This is a genomic window from Nostoc sp. DedSLP03, assembly GCF_034530815.1.
In the GTDB taxonomy this organism is placed as follows: Bacteria; Cyanobacteriota; Cyanobacteriia; order Cyanobacteriales; family Nostocaceae; genus Nostoc.
On record NZ_JAVRCK010000124.1, the window covers coordinates 1 to 20,393 of the forward strand.

16 protein-coding genes are annotated in these 20,393 nt (G+C 41.0%); 6 read left to right on the forward strand and 10 right to left on the reverse strand.

Annotation, left to right across the window (positions count from 1 at the left end; translation table 11 throughout):
* Positions 1–293: 293 nt before the first annotated feature.
* Positions 294–1,208, reverse strand: a complete 915-nt coding sequence (locus RM368_RS34710) for a M48 family metallopeptidase (protein ID WP_322698266.1) — start codon at positions 1,206–1,208, stop codon at positions 294–296.
* A gap of 155 nt (positions 1,209–1,363) precedes the next feature.
* Between RM368_RS34710 and RM368_RS34715 the strand changes: the two genes are divergently transcribed.
* Together RM368_RS34715 and RM368_RS34720 are read left to right on the forward strand one after the other, a co-directional pair.
* On the forward strand, positions 1,364–1,882 hold the full coding sequence (locus tag RM368_RS34715; RefSeq protein ID WP_322698267.1) for a DUF456 domain-containing protein: 519 nt from the start codon (positions 1,364–1,366) through the stop codon (positions 1,880–1,882).
* Between the two features lie 553 nt (positions 1,883–2,435).
* Positions 2,436–3,101, forward strand: a complete 666-nt coding sequence (locus tag RM368_RS34720; protein WP_322698268.1) for a PEP-CTERM sorting domain-containing protein — start codon at positions 2,436–2,438, stop codon at positions 3,099–3,101.
* Positions 3,102–3,410: 309 nt separating this feature from the next.
* Here the strand turns inward: RM368_RS34720 and nblB are convergent, their stop codons facing one another.
* The 7 genes from nblB to RM368_RS34755 all read right to left on the reverse strand — a co-directional run bounded on the left by nblB (position 3,411) and on the right by RM368_RS34755 (position 12,425).
* Positions 3,411–4,076, reverse strand: a complete 666-nt coding sequence (gene nblB, locus RM368_RS34725; RefSeq protein ID WP_322698269.1) for a phycobilisome degradation protein NblB — start codon at positions 4,074–4,076, stop codon at positions 3,411–3,413.
* A gap of 99 nt (positions 4,077–4,175) precedes the next feature.
* Positions 4,176–4,640, reverse strand: coding sequence for a CBS domain-containing protein (locus RM368_RS34730; protein WP_322669771.1), 465 nt, complete (start codon positions 4,638–4,640; stop codon positions 4,176–4,178).
* A gap of 258 nt (positions 4,641–4,898) precedes the next feature.
* On the reverse strand, positions 4,899–5,315 hold the full coding sequence (mutT, locus tag RM368_RS34735; RefSeq protein WP_322698270.1) for an 8-oxo-dGTP diphosphatase MutT: 417 nt from the start codon (positions 5,313–5,315) through the stop codon (positions 4,899–4,901).
* Between the two features lie 537 nt (positions 5,316–5,852).
* Positions 5,853–6,197, reverse strand: coding sequence for a DUF760 domain-containing protein (locus RM368_RS34740; RefSeq protein WP_322698271.1), 345 nt, complete (start codon positions 6,195–6,197; stop codon positions 5,853–5,855).
* A 238-nt stretch (positions 6,198–6,435) separates the two neighbouring features.
* Positions 6,436–7,392: an RNA polymerase sigma factor, RpoD/SigA family gene (locus tag RM368_RS34745; protein ID WP_322686662.1), complete on the reverse strand. Its 957-nt coding sequence runs from the start codon at positions 7,390–7,392 to the stop codon at positions 6,436–6,438.
* A gap of 620 nt (positions 7,393–8,012) precedes the next feature.
* Positions 8,013–11,294 (reverse strand): carbamoyl-phosphate synthase large subunit, encoded by a 3,282-nt coding sequence (carB, locus tag RM368_RS34750; RefSeq protein ID WP_322698272.1) that lies wholly within the window; start codon positions 11,292–11,294, stop codon positions 8,013–8,015.
* 576 nt (positions 11,295–11,870) lie between these two features.
* The gene (locus tag RM368_RS34755) at positions 11,871–12,425 is read right to left on the reverse strand and encodes a Dps family protein (RefSeq protein ID WP_322698273.1); all 555 of its coding nucleotides are present in this window, start codon (positions 12,423–12,425) and stop codon (positions 11,871–11,873) included.
* A 455-nt stretch (positions 12,426–12,880) separates the two neighbouring features.
* Between RM368_RS34755 and RM368_RS34760 the strand changes: the two genes are divergently transcribed.
* From RM368_RS34760 to RM368_RS34770, 3 genes are all read left to right on the forward strand, one after another.
* Positions 12,881–13,129, forward strand: coding sequence for an Asr1405/Asl0597 family protein (locus tag RM368_RS34760; protein WP_322698274.1), 249 nt, complete (start codon positions 12,881–12,883; stop codon positions 13,127–13,129).
* A gap of 82 nt (positions 13,130–13,211) precedes the next feature.
* Complete coding sequence (locus RM368_RS34765; protein WP_322698275.1) at positions 13,212–13,880, forward strand: (2Fe-2S) ferredoxin domain-containing protein; 669 nt, start codon at positions 13,212–13,214, stop codon at positions 13,878–13,880.
* A gap of 347 nt (positions 13,881–14,227) precedes the next feature.
* Positions 14,228–14,593 carry a hypothetical protein gene (locus RM368_RS34770; protein WP_322698276.1) on the forward strand — a complete coding sequence of 122 codons (366 nt, stop codon included), beginning with the start codon at positions 14,228–14,230 and terminating at the stop codon, positions 14,591–14,593.
* 287 nt (positions 14,594–14,880) lie between these two features.
* On the opposite strand, the gene RM368_RS34775 is transcribed toward RM368_RS34770, so the two are convergent.
* Complete coding sequence (locus tag RM368_RS34775) at positions 14,881–16,854, reverse strand: ATP-binding protein (RefSeq protein ID WP_322698277.1); 1,974 nt, start codon at positions 16,852–16,854, stop codon at positions 14,881–14,883.
* 372 nt (positions 16,855–17,226) lie between these two features.
* Between RM368_RS34775 and RM368_RS34780 the strand changes: the two genes are divergently transcribed.
* A complete protein-coding gene (locus RM368_RS34780; RefSeq protein ID WP_322698278.1) occupies positions 17,227–17,382 on the forward strand; it encodes a hypothetical protein in 156 nt (51 codons plus the stop codon).
* A 208-nt stretch (positions 17,383–17,590) separates the two neighbouring features.
* Here RM368_RS34780 and RM368_RS34785 read toward each other — a convergent pair whose 3' ends face one another.
* Positions 17,591–20,224, reverse strand: coding sequence for a pentapeptide repeat-containing protein (locus RM368_RS34785; protein WP_322698279.1), 2,634 nt, complete (start codon positions 20,222–20,224; stop codon positions 17,591–17,593).
* Positions 20,225–20,393: the final 169 nt, after the last annotated feature.

The following is a 20,393-nucleotide window of genomic DNA, read 5'->3' on the forward strand; positions in this document are numbered from 1 at the left end:
CATCCCTACCTCACTTTAAAAGATGTTGGTAATGACAAGCCTTTATAAGGGGGGAAACAGAAAAAATGTTGTTCCCTCCCCTTTATAAGGGGAGGGTTAGGGTGGGGTAAAAAATATTTGATACATCAATCGTGACTTTTCAAACATCCTCTTAGCTCGATTTAATCCAATCAAGTAACCTAACCTAGAATTGGGCCGATCATCTGTCAGAATAACTCGTAATTTGTAATTATTAACTCAAATTAACTTACTCCTATCTATATATAGTTAATTACGAATTACGAATTATTAACTCACCAAAAAGTCAAAAAATTCCAACCTTCCTTTTCTTCTAGTGTCTTTGCTTCTTTTTCTTCTAATTCTGCCGCTGTCTTTAGATTTGTCTGTTGAATTAAATTATCATAAGCTCCTGAATCAACCCATTTTAATAATTCGCCAGCCCGCATAACTATCCAAGAAAGCCCAGGCTCTGTATAGCTTAATATTTTAGTGACTTTATCCACGCTATCAAAGTTATTGGATGCAAACTCACGGGCTTGAACGAGGAAATCTTCAATTACAGCACTAGTCAAGTACTCATCTGGTAAACCTGCAAGTTTCATCAGTGTAGTAGTTGCTACGTCAATATCCTGACAAGCAAGCATTGCAGCCCGATCGGCAGTGAACCTAGCCATCATCCGCCAATTATACAAACCTAGCTCCATTCCACCAGCGACCAAGCCACCAACTCCTAGTGTGGTACTGCTCAACAAATTTTTCAAAGTTGGCATAACAATTGCCATTTGGTGATACACCATGTGCTGACTTTTGATGCGAGCGACTTCATGTCCGAAAATGTAAAGCAACTCATCTACGCCAAGCCACTCCATTGCATCTAAATTGATACCGACAATGGGTTTTTCTACGCCAACAATGTAGCTTTGAATGTGACCTGTGCCTCGAAATAGATACAATTCAGGAAGTGGAGCAACATCAAGAATTTGGCAGGTTTCTACAAATGCTTGATGTAATTCGGGAAAATTACGGGGCGAAATTCTGATTTCACTACCAAGGCTTTGCAGTCTGAGTAAGCGATCAATGCCGTATTCGTTAATTTTTTTGAGTAGCAAGGAGACACCGGGCATATTTTGTAAAGAAGCCAAGGCTTTGCGATCGAAGGGGTGTTCGTAGGCTTCCGAACTTAGTCCAGTTAATATTTTTCTCGTCATGGGTTTTGAGCTTTTAAATAGCAGTTTAGAAGCATTAGGCAAACTTGCACTACGGTGTACTAGGTATTTTTCGCTATCTTACCCAGATAGAATAAACAGTAGGGGCGCACAGATGTGCGTCTTTATGAGAAAATTTGGAAATTTACAATTAATCTATGCAAATTATTTATTGGCTATTAGTTGCTGTAATGGTTGTGGGTATTATTGGTGCCGTAGTTCCAGCCATTCCTGGTAGCAGCTTAATTTTAATTGCAATTATTGTCTGGGGCATTGTTAGTAGTTCCTTTGCAGCTATCAAGATTCCACTAATTGTGACAATTATAGTTTTACTGCTGAGTGTCGGAGTAGATTTTTTAGCTAGCTATGTAGGAGCAAAACAAGCTGGAGCTAGCAAGTGGGGGCAAATTGGCGCAATTGTTGGTTTGGTGGTAGGATTTTTGGGATTATTGCCAACTTTACCTTTTGGGGGGCCACTGTTAGGAATTTTACTAGGCCCGCTTTTGGGAGCAATTATTGGTGAGTACCTTTATCGACGCGAATTTGGGTTAGCGATTAAAGCAGGTATAGGAATTGTAGTTGGGTCTTTGGTTGGAAATTTGATTCAAGGGTTGTTAGCGATCGCCGCAGTTGTAGTTTTTGTGATAACAACCTGGCCACAGGTATATGGTTCTTAGCATTTAAAAAATGTAACAGATTTGAAAACAGTATTATATCGCTAGCAATTAGCTAGTTTGTCATAAACATTCAATTCGATCGCAAAGACTATCCATAGTAAACAAATACAGCGATTCCTCCCATTTATTCTATGAGAGGAACCGTTTCACTAAATATTGGCAATTAGAAATATTAGATACTTTGTATACTTCATCGCTCTAAAATCTATTTAAGCAGGATAAGTATAATAATATACTAGTGGTTTAGTTTACGTAAATAGTTTTTATGAAAGTCAGAGCTATTGCCTATAATTTAAACCCTGGAGAGTAAGAGATATACGAAGTGCAGATATCTAAGAAATTAAAATTTTATGAAGACTATTTGTTAATTGAAGATGTGATGAAGACCACTCAGTAAATATTGCAGGTTCTAAATCTATGTGATTTTATGGAGATAAGAAATACATCACGTAAGTTTCGCTTTCACTGACAGTATTTTAAATAGATTACTGATAGTAAAGGTTAAGTAATCAATTTCTCTGTTCCAGGTTATTATTAGGACTCTCAAACACTCATGATTAATTTTAAATCTAAATTACTAAACGCTACTCTGGCTGCTAGTTTTGCAATCCCCTTGGCTACTGCTGGGATGTTTACATCTGCTGGTTCGGCTCAAGCTGTAACCTTAAACGGAAGTATTGGTCTTACTGGTACATCTATCGTTCCTAATGATGGAGCCAATCCAACTAGTACTAGTATTAAATTTGTCGATATTGATGGTATTGATACTGATGGTGATTTTGCCGCCTTCTCACCAAGCTTATCAGGCACGGGTATTACCATTAACACTCTAAATTTAACCAAGATAGCTAATGTATCAAGCACAACAGCTACATATTCTACAGGCGTTTACACCCCGTTCATTAATTTCGGTTCGCGAACCTTGGGTAGTACTACTGCGCTTCTGACCTTTGATCTAGATGATTCTGTAGTTACCAGAACTCGGAAATCGGCTACCAACATTAATGACGTAATATTGGATGGGATTACGGGGAAATTTAATTTCAATGGAAAAACTATTGGGGTTGGCAATTTGGGTGCTTCTCTTAATGGAAAAACAAGCGAGTACCACTTAACACTCGAAGCAGTTAGCGTTCCTGAGCCAACCACAATGCTAGGCTTAGGTTTAGTTGGTGCTGGCATGGTTATATCTCGCCGCCGCAAAAGTGCCATTCAATAGTCCTATCCTAAATATAAAAAAGTTACTTTTAGCAATTAAAAGTAACTCTAATTAATCTATTTCGATCTGGCTGGAATGCAAAATTCTCCCAACCAGGTCGAATTTTTTATACTGCCAGATAAATCTATATGAATGGTGAATTGTCTTATCCTTATACCAATTCAATTAATGATTGCAACACATTCTTGGGTAAAGACGCGACGCCAGTCGCTACAACGGGGGGAACCCCCGCAACGCGCTGGCTCATGAATCGCATCTCTACAAATGGTCTATTTGTCACATTCTTTTTTAAATTGGTATTAGATAGACTTAAACAGACTGCAAAGATTGTTTCGCTTCGCTTGCGATCGCATCTACTTCATCATTAGCCAAAATTTCTAATATAGATTTGGCTTCTGGATTACCCAAACGAGCCAAGGCTTGTACAAGTCTGTAACGAATTTGCCAATCTGGGTTGGTTGCATAGGGAGCCAAGAGAGGAATTGCTTGTACATCTCCCAAGTCACCCAAAGAACTAATAGCAGCAGTTTGGACTAACTCGTTTTCTGATGAAAGTGCCTCTTTGAGTAGTTCAAAGGCTCGCGGATCGCCCAACTCTCCTAATGTAGCAATAATACTGAATTGTATTAGCCATTCACTGGTTGTATGATAAAGCTGCTGTAAATCTTCAAAAGCTTCGCTTAACTTTAAAGCGCCCAAACAGTCTGCTGCTGCTGCTTGTACATCTACTTCGGAGTCATGAAGCAAGCGATCGCGCAAGATATCCAAGGATATCTGCAAATCTTGGGTTCCGAGTGTATCCATTTGACTCACTGCTGAGTAACGAACACGGGAATTGCGATCGCCAATAGCACTTTGAATTAATTCAAAGCCAACCGCAGGTTCCAATTGACGGATTTGATTTACAGCACGCAAGCGATCGCCTAAATCCTCAGAACTGAGCAATTGCTTAACAGACTCCGGAGTAATACTCATTTAGTTATCCTTGATTTTCAAATGTATAAAAAAGAGTCAAAAGTCAACAGTTAAGTATCAAGAACTCATGACTAATGACTAATGACTAATGACAGCTGACTAATCTTGACTAGCAGCCATAGCCCGAATAACATCACCACGAGTCAGGATACCAATTACTTGACCTGTACTATCAAGTACTGGTAAGCGGTGAACGCTGCGATCGTGCATGATTGTAGCTGCTTCTTTTAAAGTTTTATCAGGGGAAATAGCGATCGGGTTTTTACTCATCACCTCCCCAACGGTTTGCCCTAGAGCCTTGTGCAAATCACGGTCATACGTAGCAGGATTTTTTAAATAGATAACACTATCAAGAAACATAATGTACGCAGGTGGAGTAACACCAGTTTCTTGCCACATCAAATCGGTTTCCGAGATAATGCCTACCAATTTACCGAGATCGTCCACAACAGGTAGTCCGCTGATATGGCGTTCTGCGAGAATTTGGATAGCTTCCTTGAGTGGAGTTTCCTCCCGGACAACAATAGGATCGCGGCTCATCACATCGGCAACGGTTTTAGGCATTTATTTGCTGACACCTTAAATCAAAGTCCCTGCGCCTATTGTAGAAAATTGCGGGACTCAACCTGATGCAATTAATAGATTGTTACGGGATTGGTCATTTGTCATTTGTCATTTGTCATTTGGACTGAGCGTAGCGTCTTGTAGAGAAGCCGTTGGCGCAGCTTCTCCAAGAGTTGTATTGGGCATTGGTTATTAATTATTCTCCTCTGCTCCTCTGCTCCTCTGCTCCTGTGCACCCCTTCTCCATCTGCTTCTTTCCTAGCCCCTACTTCCTTTCAATGCAGCAATAATTTGAGTATTTGCTTTCGGAAAAGTAAAATGTTCCAGTTCTTCCAAATTTACCCAGCGAATTTCATCGGATTCTAAAGGTTGGGGGATACCTGTAAGATGGCGGCAGTGATGTACTGTGAGGGTAACGCGCAAGTTTGTATAGCTGTGGTCAATAGTAATCAGATGCTCTCCCACTTCAATTACTATTCCCAGCTCTTCGGAAATTTCCCGTTGAATACACTCTTGAATGGTTTCACCAGGCTCTATTTTACCACCAGGAAATTCCCACAAACCACCCATTGCTCCTTCAAGACGACGGCGGTCAATTAAAATTTGCTTTTGGTCATTCCAAATTACTGCAACACCAATGATTTTATGGGGTGGGAAAGAACTGGTTTCACTCATAGTTGAATGGCGAGTAGGGAAAAATTCCTGAATTTTGATTCTTGACTAATAACAAAACTCGGCAGATTAGTTGTAACTCTGCCGAGTTTAAATTTATTGCAAAGGTCATTTAGCACTGTTCGTTTATCCACAAATGTGCATTAATCATTTATAAATACGCCTTTAATATCGTGTCCGGTTAAAACTTATTATTAAGACCGCAGAAGTTTAGAGGACAGAAATTTTTATGTTTTGTGCATAGGTTCAGCAATTATGACTAACTAGTCATATATCATATAATTGATTGAACTAATCAAAAAATACAGAAGTTTACAGAGAGGCGAAATCAAAGACTCCGCGTTACTCTGCGTCAACCTCCGCGTTCCTCTGCGTTTAAATTTCAACCTGAATTCGTCACTATTTGGATATTTTCAAAAAACTTAGCTGATGCATGATTGAGAATTAGCGGCAAAGATTTCGCAGAGACTTATTTGAAATTCGGATTGCCGTAACTATGACTAGCTATCAACCCAACAATATTGAATTTATTTTACATTTCTAGTCAATTTCGCTGTTGTCAGTTTCAGATCCTTGTAAAGCCATTTCAAAGTTCATTCTCTGTTCAGCATTACGTAAGAAATAACCACTAATCATTGCAGAAGCAAGAAGCCTACCTAGATTTTCCCGATTTGTGGTGACAGTAACACCAAAGTGTTCTGAAGGTAGATTACCTAATAGTCCTGTAATATTTCGTTCCATCACCTGAAAGACTTCGGCAGACGTGGGTTTGGATAGCTGGGTAACTGTCTCTGGACTCAACGATTTAACGTACTGCCATAGTAAATCGTTAGTTTCTGCTTCGCTATTAAAAAATTCTGAAACACGATTGGATGGGTTACTCATTTTTTTAGCTCCTTAACTACCACTATTAGCTGCGGTGCTTGTGATTTGGATATTAAATGTTTGTTTTGGATTTGACTTAGTTATTTTGTCTTCCTGTCAACTAATGTAACAGCCTAGCGTCAGAGTGGAAGTAGGTGTAACCGTACCAAAGTCAGCGTATTTTCTCACCAATTGGTCAGTAGTCATTGGTCTTTAGTCCTTTGTTAATAACTAATGACAAATGACTAATGACAAATGACTAACTTGCCAAATATTCATCCATGTTGGCTTTAGACTTGCGAAGTTTGCTTAAGGCTTCGCGCTCAATTTGTCGGACTCGTTCTCGACTGATGTTCAATATTTCACCAATTCTAGCCAGAGTCAGGGCTTGCCCATCAGTTAAGCCAAAGCGCAGTGTGATTACTTCCCTCTGTTGTGGCGTGAGATCGCCCATCAGCCGATCTAAGTCATAAGATAGAGAAGATTGCATAACAAACTCTTCGGGAGAAGCGCCTGGATCTTCCAGCATTTCTCCAAGTTCGGTGTCGTAGTTATCACCCAGCCGCAAATCCAAGGAAAGAGGCAAACGCGCCTTTTCTAAATACTCTCGTACTTGTTTGGGGGTCAATTCTAATTCTTGAGCTAGCTCCCCAGCCGTAGGAGCGCGTCCCAACTTTTGAGACAATTGGCGTTGTGCCTTTTTTATCTTATTTAATTTTTCGGTGATATGGATCGGCAACCGAATGGTACGAGCTTTTTCGGCTATAGCACGAGTAATAGCTTGCCGAATCCACCAATAGGCATAAGTAGAAAATCTGTACCCTTTGGTGGGGTCAAACTTTTCTACGCCCCGTTGCATACCAATGCTACCTTCTTGAATCAAGTCCAGTAAATCGACGTTGCGCTTGATGTATTTTTTGGCAACGGAGACTACCAGCCGCAAATTGGCTTCTACCATCTTGCGCTTGGCAATTTCACCATCTGCGATCGCTTCGTTCAACTCTGCTGGTTCTAGGTTTGTTGCTTTGGCCCACTCTTCTAGAGTCGGTTGATAACCTAGCTGGGTGGCAAGAGATTCCCTTGATTCGTGCAAAGCACAGGAACGTTGCACCTGTTTTCCATAGAAAATCTCTTCTTCGTGGGTTAAAAGTGGCACGCGGCCAATCTCACGCAGGTAAGTCCGCACGAGGTCTGTGGCTGTCTGAGCGGTCTTCATGGCGCTACTCTTTGGTAATGATGGGGTTGGCGGTAGGGTCATTAAGGGATAGATGCTTTCTTTATTTATTAGGGTGCTACCCAGTCAGACTGGGAACCTATGCTATGGTTTGCAACTTACGCGCCTGAGAAAGTCGTCGGCTGCTCATAATAATCAAATTTACGCTTCTTAACTGCTAAAACTACAGTTATTTTCTATTTTTCACAAGTATCTACAGTTAGATAAAAAGTTGCTTTTTAAACATTTTTTATGAAACTCCTATTAACAATTGTAACATTTATGAGAAGATTTTGGCTAGATGCCGACATGAAATTTCCTGGTTATTCCAGTTAATCGAATCTTGGCCTCTATCTTAAGGCTGACTAAAAGTTAATTTAAGAAACGATCTGATTCAAATAATTTTCCTCATATTTGTTAAAGTATCTCAATGAGAACTATATTCATTCTCTTCTAACAATTGTTTAATTTTTCTGGGAATTGTAAATCGGGAATTAGGCATGGAGCATGGGGCACTGGATGTAGTTATTTCCCTTGTCTCCCCTGCTCCCCTACTCCCCTGCTCCCCTGCTCCCCTGCTCCCTGCCCCCTGCCCCCTGCCCCCTGCTCCCTGCCCCTACTTCCTAGAGAGGGCAGTACTCTTGGATAGTTTTTACATCCAAAGTGGTATTTTGTAAGGAACGGATGGCGGCGACGGTAGCTTTTGCGCCGGCGATGGTAGTAATGATGGGAATTTTGTAAGCTAAAGCTGTGCGGCGGATTAACCTAGCATCAGTCTGGGCTTCTTCCCCGGAAGGTGTGTTAATAATAAGTTGGATTTTCTGGTTTTTGATCGCATCTAGGACGTGGGGACGACCTTCATGGAGTTTTAAGACTAATTCAACATTTAACCCATGTTCCAGAAGAACTCGACGTGTACCAAGGGTAGCCATCACTGTAAAGCCCAAATCGATAAATTCCTTCACCACACCACTTGCAGCAGCTTTATCGCGATCGCTCATTGATACAAATACAGTTCCCGTTAGCGGTAAACGCTCCCCAGCACCCATCTCCGCTTTGGCAAAGGCACGGCCAAAGTCGCTGTCAATCCCCATTACCTCACCAGTGGATCTCATTTCTGGGCCCAATATTGTATCAGTTCCTGGGAATTTATTAAAGGGTAATACAGCTTCTTTGACAGCAATATGTATAGGAATGACTTCCTCTGTAAAATTTAGCTCCTCTAAGGTTTTACCCGACATAATTAAGGATGCTAGTTTCGCTAGCTGTACGCCCGTAGCTTTAGATACAAATGGCACTGTGCGAGAAGCGCGGGGATTGGCTTCTAAAATGTAAACTTGGGGAGAATAGCTGCTTGCACCGACAACGGCAAATTGAATATTCATTAACCCTACGACTGACAATGCTTGTGCTAGCTGTATCGTCCAAGTACGAATCTGATTGAGAACTGCTGGTGATAAAGAAATGGAAGGTAAGGAACAAGCAGAATCTCCTGAGTGAATCCCTGCTTGCTCAATGTGTTCCATGATACCACCAATGACTACTCTTCCTGTATGGTCGGCGATCGCATCGACATCAACTTCAATCGCGTTTTCCAAAAACTTATCAATTAAAATCGGATGTTCTGGTTCTACGAGTACCGCAAAGGTCATGTAGCGTTCCAACTCAGAATCGGAATAAACGATTTCCATCGCCCGTCCCCCCAACACATAGCTGGGACGCACCACCACTGGATAGCCAATACGTTTGGCGACAACCAGCGCATCTTCGTAACTCCGCGCAATACCATTAGGTGGTTGGGCAATATTCAACTGTTGGAGAATCTTTTCAAACCGCTCCCGGTTTTCTGCCATATCTATGGAATCTGGCGATGTACCCCAAATTTGAGTGCTGTTAGCGTCAGCGGGGCGTTGAGGCAGTGCTGAGTCCTGATTGCTGAGAAACTGCTGGAGTGGGATAGCCAACTTTAGAGGGGTTTGTCCGCCAAACTGGATAATTACCCCGACTGGATTTTCAGTTTCGATGATGTTAAGGACATCTTCTTTTGTTAACGGCTCAAAGTAAAGGCGATCGCTGGTATCGTAATCTGTCGAAACTGTTTCTGGGTTAGAGTTAACCATAATCGTCTCATACCCCGCATCTTTCAAAGCATAAGCAGCGTGACAACAACAATAGTCAAACTCAATTCCTTGTCCAATGCGGTTGGGACCACCACCCAAAATCAACACTTTTGGCTTGGTTGTTGGTAAAACCTCTGTTTCTTCTTCGTAGGTAGAATAATAGTAGGGGGTAAAGGCTTCAAACTCAGCCGCGCAGGTATCTACGGTTTTATAAACTGGGATAATTCCTAGTGACTTGCGGTAGGCGCGAACTTCATCTTCAGTGGTTTTGGTAGCATAGGCAATCTGGCGATCGCTATATCCGTCCCGCTTCACTTCATAAAGTTGCTCTTTTGTCAATTGCTGCAAAGGTGTCCGCTTCAGGAATTTTTCGACATCGAGGAGTTGCTGAAATTTATCTAGGAACCACGGGTCAATACCAGTCAGTTCGTAGATTTCCTCAGCACTAATTCCTAGTTGCAAGGCATGGCGCACGGAGAAAATGCGATCGGGGTTGGGTGTCCGTAGTTGGGCGCGAATTTGTTCGCCACTGGGTAATTTTTCGGCTTGATCGCAACCCCAACCAGCGCGTCCGGTTTCGAGCGATCGCAGTGCCTTTTGAAAGGATTCGTTGAATGTCCGCCCAATTGCCATCGCTTCCCCCACAGACTTCATTTGGGTTGTCAGCACTGGGTCGGAGCCAGGGAACTTTTCAAAGGCGAAGCGGGGGATTTTTGTTACCACATAGTCAATTGTCGGCTCAAAGGATGCGGGAGTTTTCTTGGTGATGTCATTTTTAATTTCATCCAAGGTGTAGCCTACAGCCAATTTTGCGGCCATTTTGGCAATAGGGAAACCCGTAGCTTTAGAAGCTAAGGCTGAACTACGGGAAACGCGCGGGTTCATCTCAATTACAACCACATCTCCAGTGACAGGATTGATAGCAAATTGAATGTTAGAACCACCAGTTTCCACACCGATTTCGCGGATGATTTTAATTGCCATATCCCGCAGCCTTTGATATTCTTTATCAGTAAGGGTTTGCGCGGGAGCGACGGTAATTGAATCTCCGGTGTGAATGCCCATCGGGTCAAGGTTTTCGATGGAACAGATAATCACCACGTTATCTGCCAAGTCACGCATCACTTCAAGTTCATATTCTTTCCAGCCGAGTAAAGACTGGTCAATGAGAATTTGCGAAACAGGACTGGCATCTATACCGACTTGCGCCATTTCTTCAAATTCTTCTTGGTTGTAGGCAATGCCGCCGCCACTTCCACCCATTGTGAAAGCTGGACGAATAATTAGGGGATAAGTACCAATTTGGCGGGCAACAGTTTTGGCCTCTTCTAAAGATTCGGCTGTGTCGCTAGGACACACAGCTACTCCAATCTTTGCCATTGCTTCACCAAACAGTTTTCGATCTTCAGCTTTTTCGATCGCTGGTAGTTTAGCGCCGATTAACTCAACACTGTACTTTTCCAACACCCCATTTTTGGCTAAAGCAACGGCGATGTTGAGGGCGGTTTGTCCTCCCATCGTTGGTAAAAGAGCATCGGGGCGTTCTTTTTCGATGACTTTTTCGACCAATTCCGGTGTCAACGGCTCAATGTAAGTGCGATCGGCCGTTTCCGGGTCGGTCATAATCGTTGCAGGGTTGGAGTTGACCAAAACCACTTCATAGCCTTCTTCTCGGAGCGCTTTGCAGGCTTGAGTGCCAGAGTAGTCAAACTCACAGGCTTGTCCGATCACAATTGGACCAGAACCTAACAGTAGAATCTTCTGGAGGTCGTCACGGCGGGGCATAGTCGTTGCCTTGGAATACGAAAATAGAAATCCTGATCATTTTAAGGGTCTTTACCCCCTCTGGTGCTTTTTATTATTAAGTTTTCTAAGTTTGATGACAGGAAGGAGTGGGAGACAAGGAGCAGGAAGCAGGGGGACAAGGGGACAAGGGGGAATATTGAACTAAGTTTCTTCCTTGTCTCCCCTCTCTTCCTTGTCTTCCTTGTCTCTTTCTTTATGCCCAATGCCCAATGATTATTTTGTATTTTTAATTTTATTTAATTATGATGCTCACATTTTTAAAGCTTTTGCGAATTTTTATTATTTAATCTGATGAACCTTGCAATCGGCGATCGTTTATTTTGGTATATATATGTCTGCTTATTTATGCACAAATAGACTACTTAGATAAAAATTTATTTTCACTAGCTAATTGCTAAATAGTTTCAACGTTAAATATTATATAAATATGTTTACTTAAATTAAAAATGGCAAAGAAATAGATATACCATTCTCTGCCATTTTTTATATTATTTTAAGAGTTGGTGCTGCCGACTTTTTTTCAGTCTAGGTAGACAAATCTAGATTATGAGAATTTTAGCTTTGAGCTGCTTGGACAAATCCTAAAGTTAAGCTGTCTTTGGCGAGGAAGTGAGATAAATGATACGCACGTTCCTCAGTTTTCAACAAAATCTTTTCGTACAGATAGCGTGTGCCCCGATCGCCTAAACTCTCTGCCTGAGCAGCTTGGCGACGAAGTACGCCAATGATTGCTTGTTCGGCAGCTAGATCGTTTTCCACCATTTGACGAGAGGAATATACGCCTTCAGATTCTTGCTCAAAACAGGTTAATTCTGCTAGTTTGCTGAAGGTAGCTACTGGCACACCACCTAGTCCATCTAAACGTTCTCCAATTTCATGAACGTGGTCTTGTACTTCGTTGTAACTTTCGTTAAAAAACTCATGCAGAGAGTAAAATTCTGAGCCTTCAACTACAAAATGATGCTTTTGGTACTGCAAGTACAGTGCCTGGAAACTAGCTAATATAACGTTAAATCCTTCTGTAACTGGAGCAGTTACACTGCGATCCAGCAACACAGGATTGTCATATACATGACCAAAATTCCGTAACAAAGTTTGCGTTTCAGACATTGTTCTCCTCGCTATTTAGCAATTATAGATTTTAACTGCTTATTCTTTACATATTAACATTTTCACAATAAGAGCAAGCCAATTTGCCATCACAAGATTTTGTATTTTTGTTTACTAAAATTCTTAAGTTTATTGTTTGCTGGATTATGGCACGCTCATCCAGTTGTGTATCTTTCTCATTACTATTGACATGAGCGTTTAAGTGTGAACACCTCCCAAAGTGAGTGAGGGGAGATGAAGGAGTAAATGCCTTCTTGCCCTAATACTCCTTGTCATTTCCCGAATCTCTTTCATAGGACGATCGCAAGAATTTTATTTTTTTTGCAAAATTAATGAGAATTGTTTGCACTTAAGGTATGCTGGTTTTAAGAGGCTAGACTACTAAGATTTTCAAAAAGCAGGGAGTTAAATGGCGGTAGTTACTGCAAGTTTGTTGCACTTTGAGGGCAATTCTCTTGAAATCGTATAGTTCAGAAATAGAAATAAACCACCTTGTAGAGGTGAATTGGGTAGACCGCTGGCAAGTCTATCAACGCTTAGAGGAGTTAGACATTCCCTGTAGTTGTGCGGCTAACCAGCCATTAAAAGTTGAAATTAGCAATCCGACTGCGGCTGTTCAACTTTGGAGTGTAGTACAGCGATTTACAGCCTCTCGTCAAGACCAAATTTGGACTCTTGAGTGTTGCTGGAAAAGTCGCTATTAACAGTTCTAATTTTTTGCTACTGCTGAGAATATCTTGCTTGACAGCTTGTATTAGTTTGTATTAGTTAAAAGGAGGTTAAAAAATGGGTGCATCTCACAATCTGGAAGTATCAAAATTTTGCCTTGAGGGCAGATTTATAGATTTTGTTATTAAAGACGGCTATAAACTGAAAGGTTTACTGCTAAGTACTCATGAGGGTGAATGCTACGTTAAACTCGCTAAACACTTACGGGCTGCTTTTGATTTGCGGCTACCAGCAGGTACTTGGCTACAAGTTGTTGGTTATAGAGAATACGATATAAAAAAAGACAAAGTTACACTTAAAGCTGAACGTGTGATGGCGGCGCGTTCTGAAACAGCAACAATTCAAACGATCGCAGCACCACAAGAACCCCCATCTATTGATAATGTCAAGGTAAAACCAGCTAAGACTAAGGCTACGATTTTGGTGTGTCAAAAGTCTGATTGTATGAAACGTGGTGGTAAAGGAGTTTGTCAGGCGTTGGAGGCGGCTTTAAGCGATCGCGGTTTAGAAGACCAAGTTACAATCAAGGGCACTGGTTGTATGAAGAACTGTAAAGCCGGGCCGAATTTAGTAATGCCAGATAAAACCCGCCATAGTCGAATTCAAGCTGCACAGGTTCCAGCCTTGATGAATCAGCATTTTGGCGACAAAAATTTATCAGCACAGCCTGAGAATTTAAGGGAAGTAGCGATATCTAATGGCAAACTTTGGGGAAGTAGTTCATAAAATCTTGACATTTCGATGAGAAAGCTTAATAATATCTTCTCAAGTGTGTTCCGTTAATACTCGGTCGTAAAGTCCGCTAGAAGTTTGCAATAAAATCAAAAAACTGGCTTTAATTAAAGCCAGTTTTTTGAGTGATATGATTCTTGTTGAGCAATTTTTAACCCGGATGCTCTCATAGTTAGAAAAAATTTAAGGGAACGTGGTTGATTGGTGAGTAGGTAGACGCAAAGAGACTTGTAGTTAGACATCGCTTAAAGTTGAAGCGTCAATCATCAATAAATTTAAAACCAATGCCACATACCCCTCAGTGGATATACATCGTTTTTTTTGTATTTTCCACGATAGTCATGATTTTTGTATTCCGTCATGACTGGAATCGCCTCGCTAAACTCTACAGCACCCAAGAAGCGCCGCCACAAAACTTCTCCCGAATGCAAAGTGGTTCTGTAGGTTTGGTGTACTATAAAGCAACTTTAAATGTTGGTATAACTCCTCAAGGGATTTATCTGAGTATTTTCCCTTTATTTAGCTTTGGGCTTACGCCATTGTTGATTCCCTGGAGTGCCATTAGAAAAATTGAGCCTGCTAATCAACTATTTATTGAGCGTTTTCGTTTGTATCTAAGTTCGCCAAAAGTCACTTTGATTTTAAACAAAGATATTTTGGAATCAGGTAAAGAATTTTTAGCCTCACAGGGATTTGAGTGGATTTAGACAAATCGCGTTTTTAGCTGGCTGATACCATTTTGAATTTTAAATTTTGGATTGTGTCTCTTAATGTGAAGCAAGCTATGCATAGTGTCTCATTTAGATACAGAATTACATTGAGCGATCGCTACACTTTCTCATAAGAAAGAAAAATTCGCTTAATATTTTTATGTAATTGCGTTCAGCCACCAGTCTCTCGAATGCAACTAGGCTGAGATATTGCGCTTACCCGTTTCTGTGCCAGAGGTGAAAATCCCAGGCTCATAATGCAAGTCCACTCAAATGGACTTGCATTATGAGAGAGGAAATTGATTAGCAGTTTGTTGTTGTGACTTGTGGGTTTTCTCAAGGCTAGGTTGAGAATTACATGATTTAGTTAGAGAAGACTGCAACAACTGTCGGATGGATGTAGCTTGCAGATGGCAAGGGAAGACAGTTAAAAAGTCATTTAGGTCTTGGATAGCTTTACCAATAGATTCTGAAGAAGCATCTTTTGATAAGGCATAGCGATATAAATGGTCTGCTTGTTGAGTGTATTGAGCAGCCAAATAGTAAAGGGCTAAATTAAACGTATTACACCAATCTTTAGCATCTTTTTTGCAATGCTCTGTAGCCAGCTTGATGGCAGGTACTAAGACAGTTTGCGCTTTGTGTGGTTGGTTAAGGGCTAAGTAGACTAAAGCACGATTATACCTAGCATCTTCATAGCGTTTTTCCTCATAAGCTTTTAACCCATTTGCTAATTGCTTACCCCAATACTGAACTTCAGCAGAATCCCCATCTTTACCAGCTTGAAGCATTATTTTTGCATATTGTTGGGCAAAAATGGGTTGATTTTTGAGGAGAGCAAGAAATTCATTCAGAGCTACTAGTAAATTCCTTTGCGGTGACTGACATAATTTATGGTACAAAAGATTTAAAGTGTGACTTTGCCAGCTAGGATCGCGCTGTTTGTTGTCTTCATCCAATTGCAAATCGTTCCGCAGGCTGTCATAATATTGTGCCAACTTACCATGTATATCAGCCCAACCTTGCGGTGATGAAAGGCGTTTGTGGCATAACATTTGGGTTTTGACGACATCATGATAAACCCAGCCGTTGCTACGTTCGTTGATAAAAGATGTTTCCTTCAACCAAGAAAATAGCTCATCAGCTTCTTCTTCTGTTCTTAACTTGGCTATAACATCCCGGTTTAAGCACCGAGGAATGGCAGCATCAAGCACCACTTGTCGCCGTTTGGGATCGTCAATCCATCTTAAAAAGCTTTTTACAGCACTGTTGCTAGGCTCAATTATCTGGTTGGGGTGATTGGGATGAGCATCTGCTAACATTTCCATTAGCAGGGGTAAGTTTCCAGAAACGTTTAAAATCACTTCAACAATGCGATTGTCTGTAATGCCTTTGTGAGTTAGATATTGTTTGGCTTCTTCTTCTGTAAACGGTTCTAGAGGCAAACGAACTATTAATCCTTCGTAGGATGCCCAGTCATTTTTATCTAATTCTTGCCGACTGGCAACAATCATTAATATATTGGCAGATACTTTACCGTGCTGGTTCTCAAAAATTTCCCGTAGCCAGTTCTCTAGGAATTCTCCGGTGCGTTCTGAGGTATCGAAAAACAGGATAACGGGAGTTTTATCAGCAATTTTAGAAATATCTTGCAAAAATAACGGGGTCAGAACTTCTTTAGGTTCTTTAACTAAATGTACCTCATCTTTATTTGTGATTTTCTTTGCAATATAAGATGCCCATTCTCCAGCTTGGGTGGCTAAAGCATCCTCATCTACAAAGTCAAATACAGCACCGCCAACGGGAACTCGACGCGCCAGATGCACACCAGTTTTTACCATCGTTTTCCCGACAAAAGCGGAAAAACCTTGAGGAGCATCTGGATCTGTTTCTAATTCTTGGCACTTTTGGCAGTAAACTTTGTAGCGATCGCTAAACTGCGTTAGTTTGTAACCTTGTTGTTCTAACTCCTCAGCTATATGACCCATAACCTCTGGTATAGTTTTTTCAGCTTCATCAATGCAAGCCGAAATCATTTTTGCTTCGTCAGCAATTTTCCGAAACTGCCGCAGCAAAGTAGTTTTACCAACTCCGCCTTGACCAGAAACGTTAAACAGAAAACAATGGCGATTGTCTTCTACTGGTAATGCTAAATTTTGGCGAAATCGGTTTATTTGGTCTTCACGACCGACAAAATTTGATTGTTGACGTTGCTTAACAATATCTTGTAAACTCTTGGGCTTGTCTTGGGTATTCATAACAAAATTTAATTTTGAGGCGTTAATGTTTATAAACAGAACTACTAAATATAAAAAATGTATTTCGGAATTTTCCCAACTTTTTTGAGGTAATTTTTAGGCGTTGAGCTTCTGAGGCTCGATGTTGAGCTTCTGAGGCTCGATGTTGACCTTCTGAGGCTCAACGTTGACCTTCTGAGGCTCGATGTTGAGCTTCTGAGGCTCGACGTTGACCTTCCGAGGCTCAACTTTGACCTTCTGAGGCTCGATGTTGACCTTCCGAAGCTCAACTTTGACCTTCCGAAGCTCAACTTTGACCTTCCGAGGCTCAACTTTGACCTTCCGAGGCTCGATGTTGACCTTCTGAGGGTCAAAAATGCCATCGATCAGTTTGTGGCGACAGCAGTTGCAGAGAAAATCGCTGCACTAACAACTGAAATTTATCTAAAAGAGTTAGCAAAGCGAGGCAGTCGAGAAAAATACGACGCAATTTTAGCGAAAGTACCAAATATTGAACCGGAATCTTACGATCGCTTACCTACAGCTTAATAACAAAGCGATCGCCTACACTTTGTCATGAGAAGACAAAATCGCTTTATATTTCTATGTAATTGAATTGATCGTTAGTTTAATAGGTTGCGTTAGCAGCAGCGTAAGGCATCGAAAGTATCTAGGATGATGCATTAATAATGTAATGCACTCTACAAATTCTTAATCTTTGTAAGTCACTCATTGGAGTCTGAATCTGAACCCTGATTCAAGTCTGCTGATTTTCGCTCTCAAGAATTGTCTCTTCAAAAATTGTCCGTTCAAGATTCGCCCCTTCAAGATTCGCCCCTTCAAGATTCGCCTCTTCAAGATTCGCCCCTTCAAGATTCGCGTTTGCAAGATTTGCCCCTTCAAGATACGCCAGTTCAAGATTCGCCTCTCTAAGATTTGCGTTTGCAAGATTCGCTCCTTCAAGATTCGCGTTTGCAAGATTCGCCCCTCTAAGATTCGCCCCTACAAGATTCGCCCCTTCAAGATTCGCCCACAAAAAATCTTGGGAAACGAGAATACAGTTTTGCAAATCTAAAAAACTTAAGCAATTTAAGTAAAAAACATCATCATGGTAATTTAATTTTTGCTCACGAAGTCTAGAAATCCATGTACCAAAAGCTTCTGGAGTATGCCATTGAATCTTTGAAACTGTCTTTGTCACTCTAGCGCAAGCATTTAAGACAGCCAACAACGCTTCTTCTGCATTTCGTGCTTGTCTATTTTCTTCTTGAAAATCAGGTCTGGGATTCAAGCGTTCCATCGGCATTCCATGACGCAACATAAAACCAATCAGATGGCATAATGTCTGCTGCCAATTGCCAACATCCGATGCATTCTGTAAAGACATTTCATCCGCAACAAACTTAAAAAGGTATCGCTCCATAGGGGATGTACCGCAAAGAATTGCCCACCTTTTTAAAGCCTCGCGCTCATCCCATCCTTCATCTGGATCGTTCTGGCGATCCTTCAGTTTTTTATGAATGAGTCTAATTTCTCGCACAATGCGTTTTGCGGTTAAATATTCAGCAAAACTTTTGTGAGTAAATTCAAAAGTTTTTTCCTGTTCTTTAACTCCGCTCTCACGAAAATAAAAGGCAGTCAAAAGACGAGTTACGCCTAATTTTGCACTTTCCTGAAACTTATCTAAAAGACTCCTTAAACTACTGTGTTCACAATGGGCTTCAATCTCTCTGACTGTTGTTGTTCGTCCATCTCCATGCCAGGAAGCTAAAGCAATTTCTTCCAGGATGCGAACAAAGTCTTTTTCCTCAATTCCACGAATAGCCGGATGTTGATAACCAGCCCAACCGCGCTGATAAACTGCTGTGAGCAAATTTGCATAAATTGCATTCAGGTTGCCGTCTGTAGGAAATTTATTTTGCTGGTCAAAACTCAATGCTACCAAGTAATTCAGCAAGGGTTGGGCAGTAATTTCTGTGAGATTATTTCGGTTTAACTCTTTTGGTAAGCAATCATATCCCCGTCTGCTAGCATTGCCGTACTTTTGCCACCAAATCTGACGTTGATCTTGCTGCAACAAGTTCTGGTCATCAATGTAATTTTTTCTCTCATGTTCAATAACAAAATAAGGCAAGATATGCAAGATTTGCTGTGGTTGGCGAAAGTCGCTACTATTTGCTTGCACTACTAATTCTCGACCACTGATTAATACTTGTAAGCAAGTTTCACGCCCATTAAACCGCTCTACTTTTCTTTGAACTTCACGAACAAATTGTTGAGCAATCTCAGTAGCAATTTTGCCCTGCATGGCAAGCTCATCTAAACCATCGAAGATAATCAGTAAGCGTGAATCAGCCTTATCTTTATCTAGGGGATTATGTCTGAGAAAGCCATCGTCTCGCACAAACTTACCAACTGCCTCAACTAAGTCTTCCGAGGGTTCAAAATGGTGCAAAGGAATAAATAAAACTGGAATTTTTCCTTTTTCTGCTTGGTTAGCTGCAAAGATTTTGGCAAAGGAAGATTTACCACTTCCTGGGCCACCACTAATCACTCTAATGGCATCATTGCGATCGCCTTTTTCTAACCAAACTTCTAGTTCAGTTTCTAAGTCAAGAACAACTCGCTGATATTTCTCATCTTCTCTCACCCGGCGTTCAAATTCTTCTGACTTTTCACCCTCGACTTTCTGCTTATAGTAGGCGCGTAAAGGAACATAAACCTGTTTTAAACCAAAAGCTTCTAAAAGCATCGGTTCTTCAACCTGTTTTTGTAGCCAAGCTAAATAACGCTGCCATGACTGTTCCCGTTCATTGGCTTGAGTAAAGGGGGTATCCAGTTCTTCTTTTAAACAAGCATATTTTTCTGGATGTTTTGCCCACTCTTCATGTAAAGCAAACACAAAATAGGTAGGAAGACGATGACTAATTGTTAGTGCCTGGGCTTCATTGACGCTAAAGTATTTTAACCAGTCCGCAAAAGCAGCTTTAATTGCTTCCAGAATCAGCAAATCTTTGGGACGGCTAAAAAAATCTTGGTCAATACGCAATTCTATACTTTCTAGAGAATCGTTGAGGCGATCGCACAATAGCTCAAGATCGCTTTCGTTTGGTTTTTCAAACAGTAACTCTTGATTTCCTTTTATCAAACTCACTATTGCTTGCACCAAAGAACGGTAAATTAGTAACCAAGCAACTTCCTCTGGTGCTGACCCTAAACCTAGTGCTGATGTAGCTTCCACAGCATCTTTGGCTACCTCTCCCCACTGACCTAAGACCCCATTTATTACACCTTTTCCTAGTGATTTGAATAGTTCTTTAAAGTCAGCGTTAATGGGTTTATTCCATAATGCAACAGGTTTGCTGACTGAAAATCCAGAGGTATTGCCCATAACTGTTGTATGACGCTGGTAGATGTACTGAGTTAATATATTTCAACAAGGTTTGATCGGATTCTTACTGAAAACCAGCAGTAAATTTAATAATTTATCTGGATATTTTTATGCGTTGACCTTCTGAGGCTCGATGTTGACCTTCTGAGGCTCGATGTTGACCTTCTGA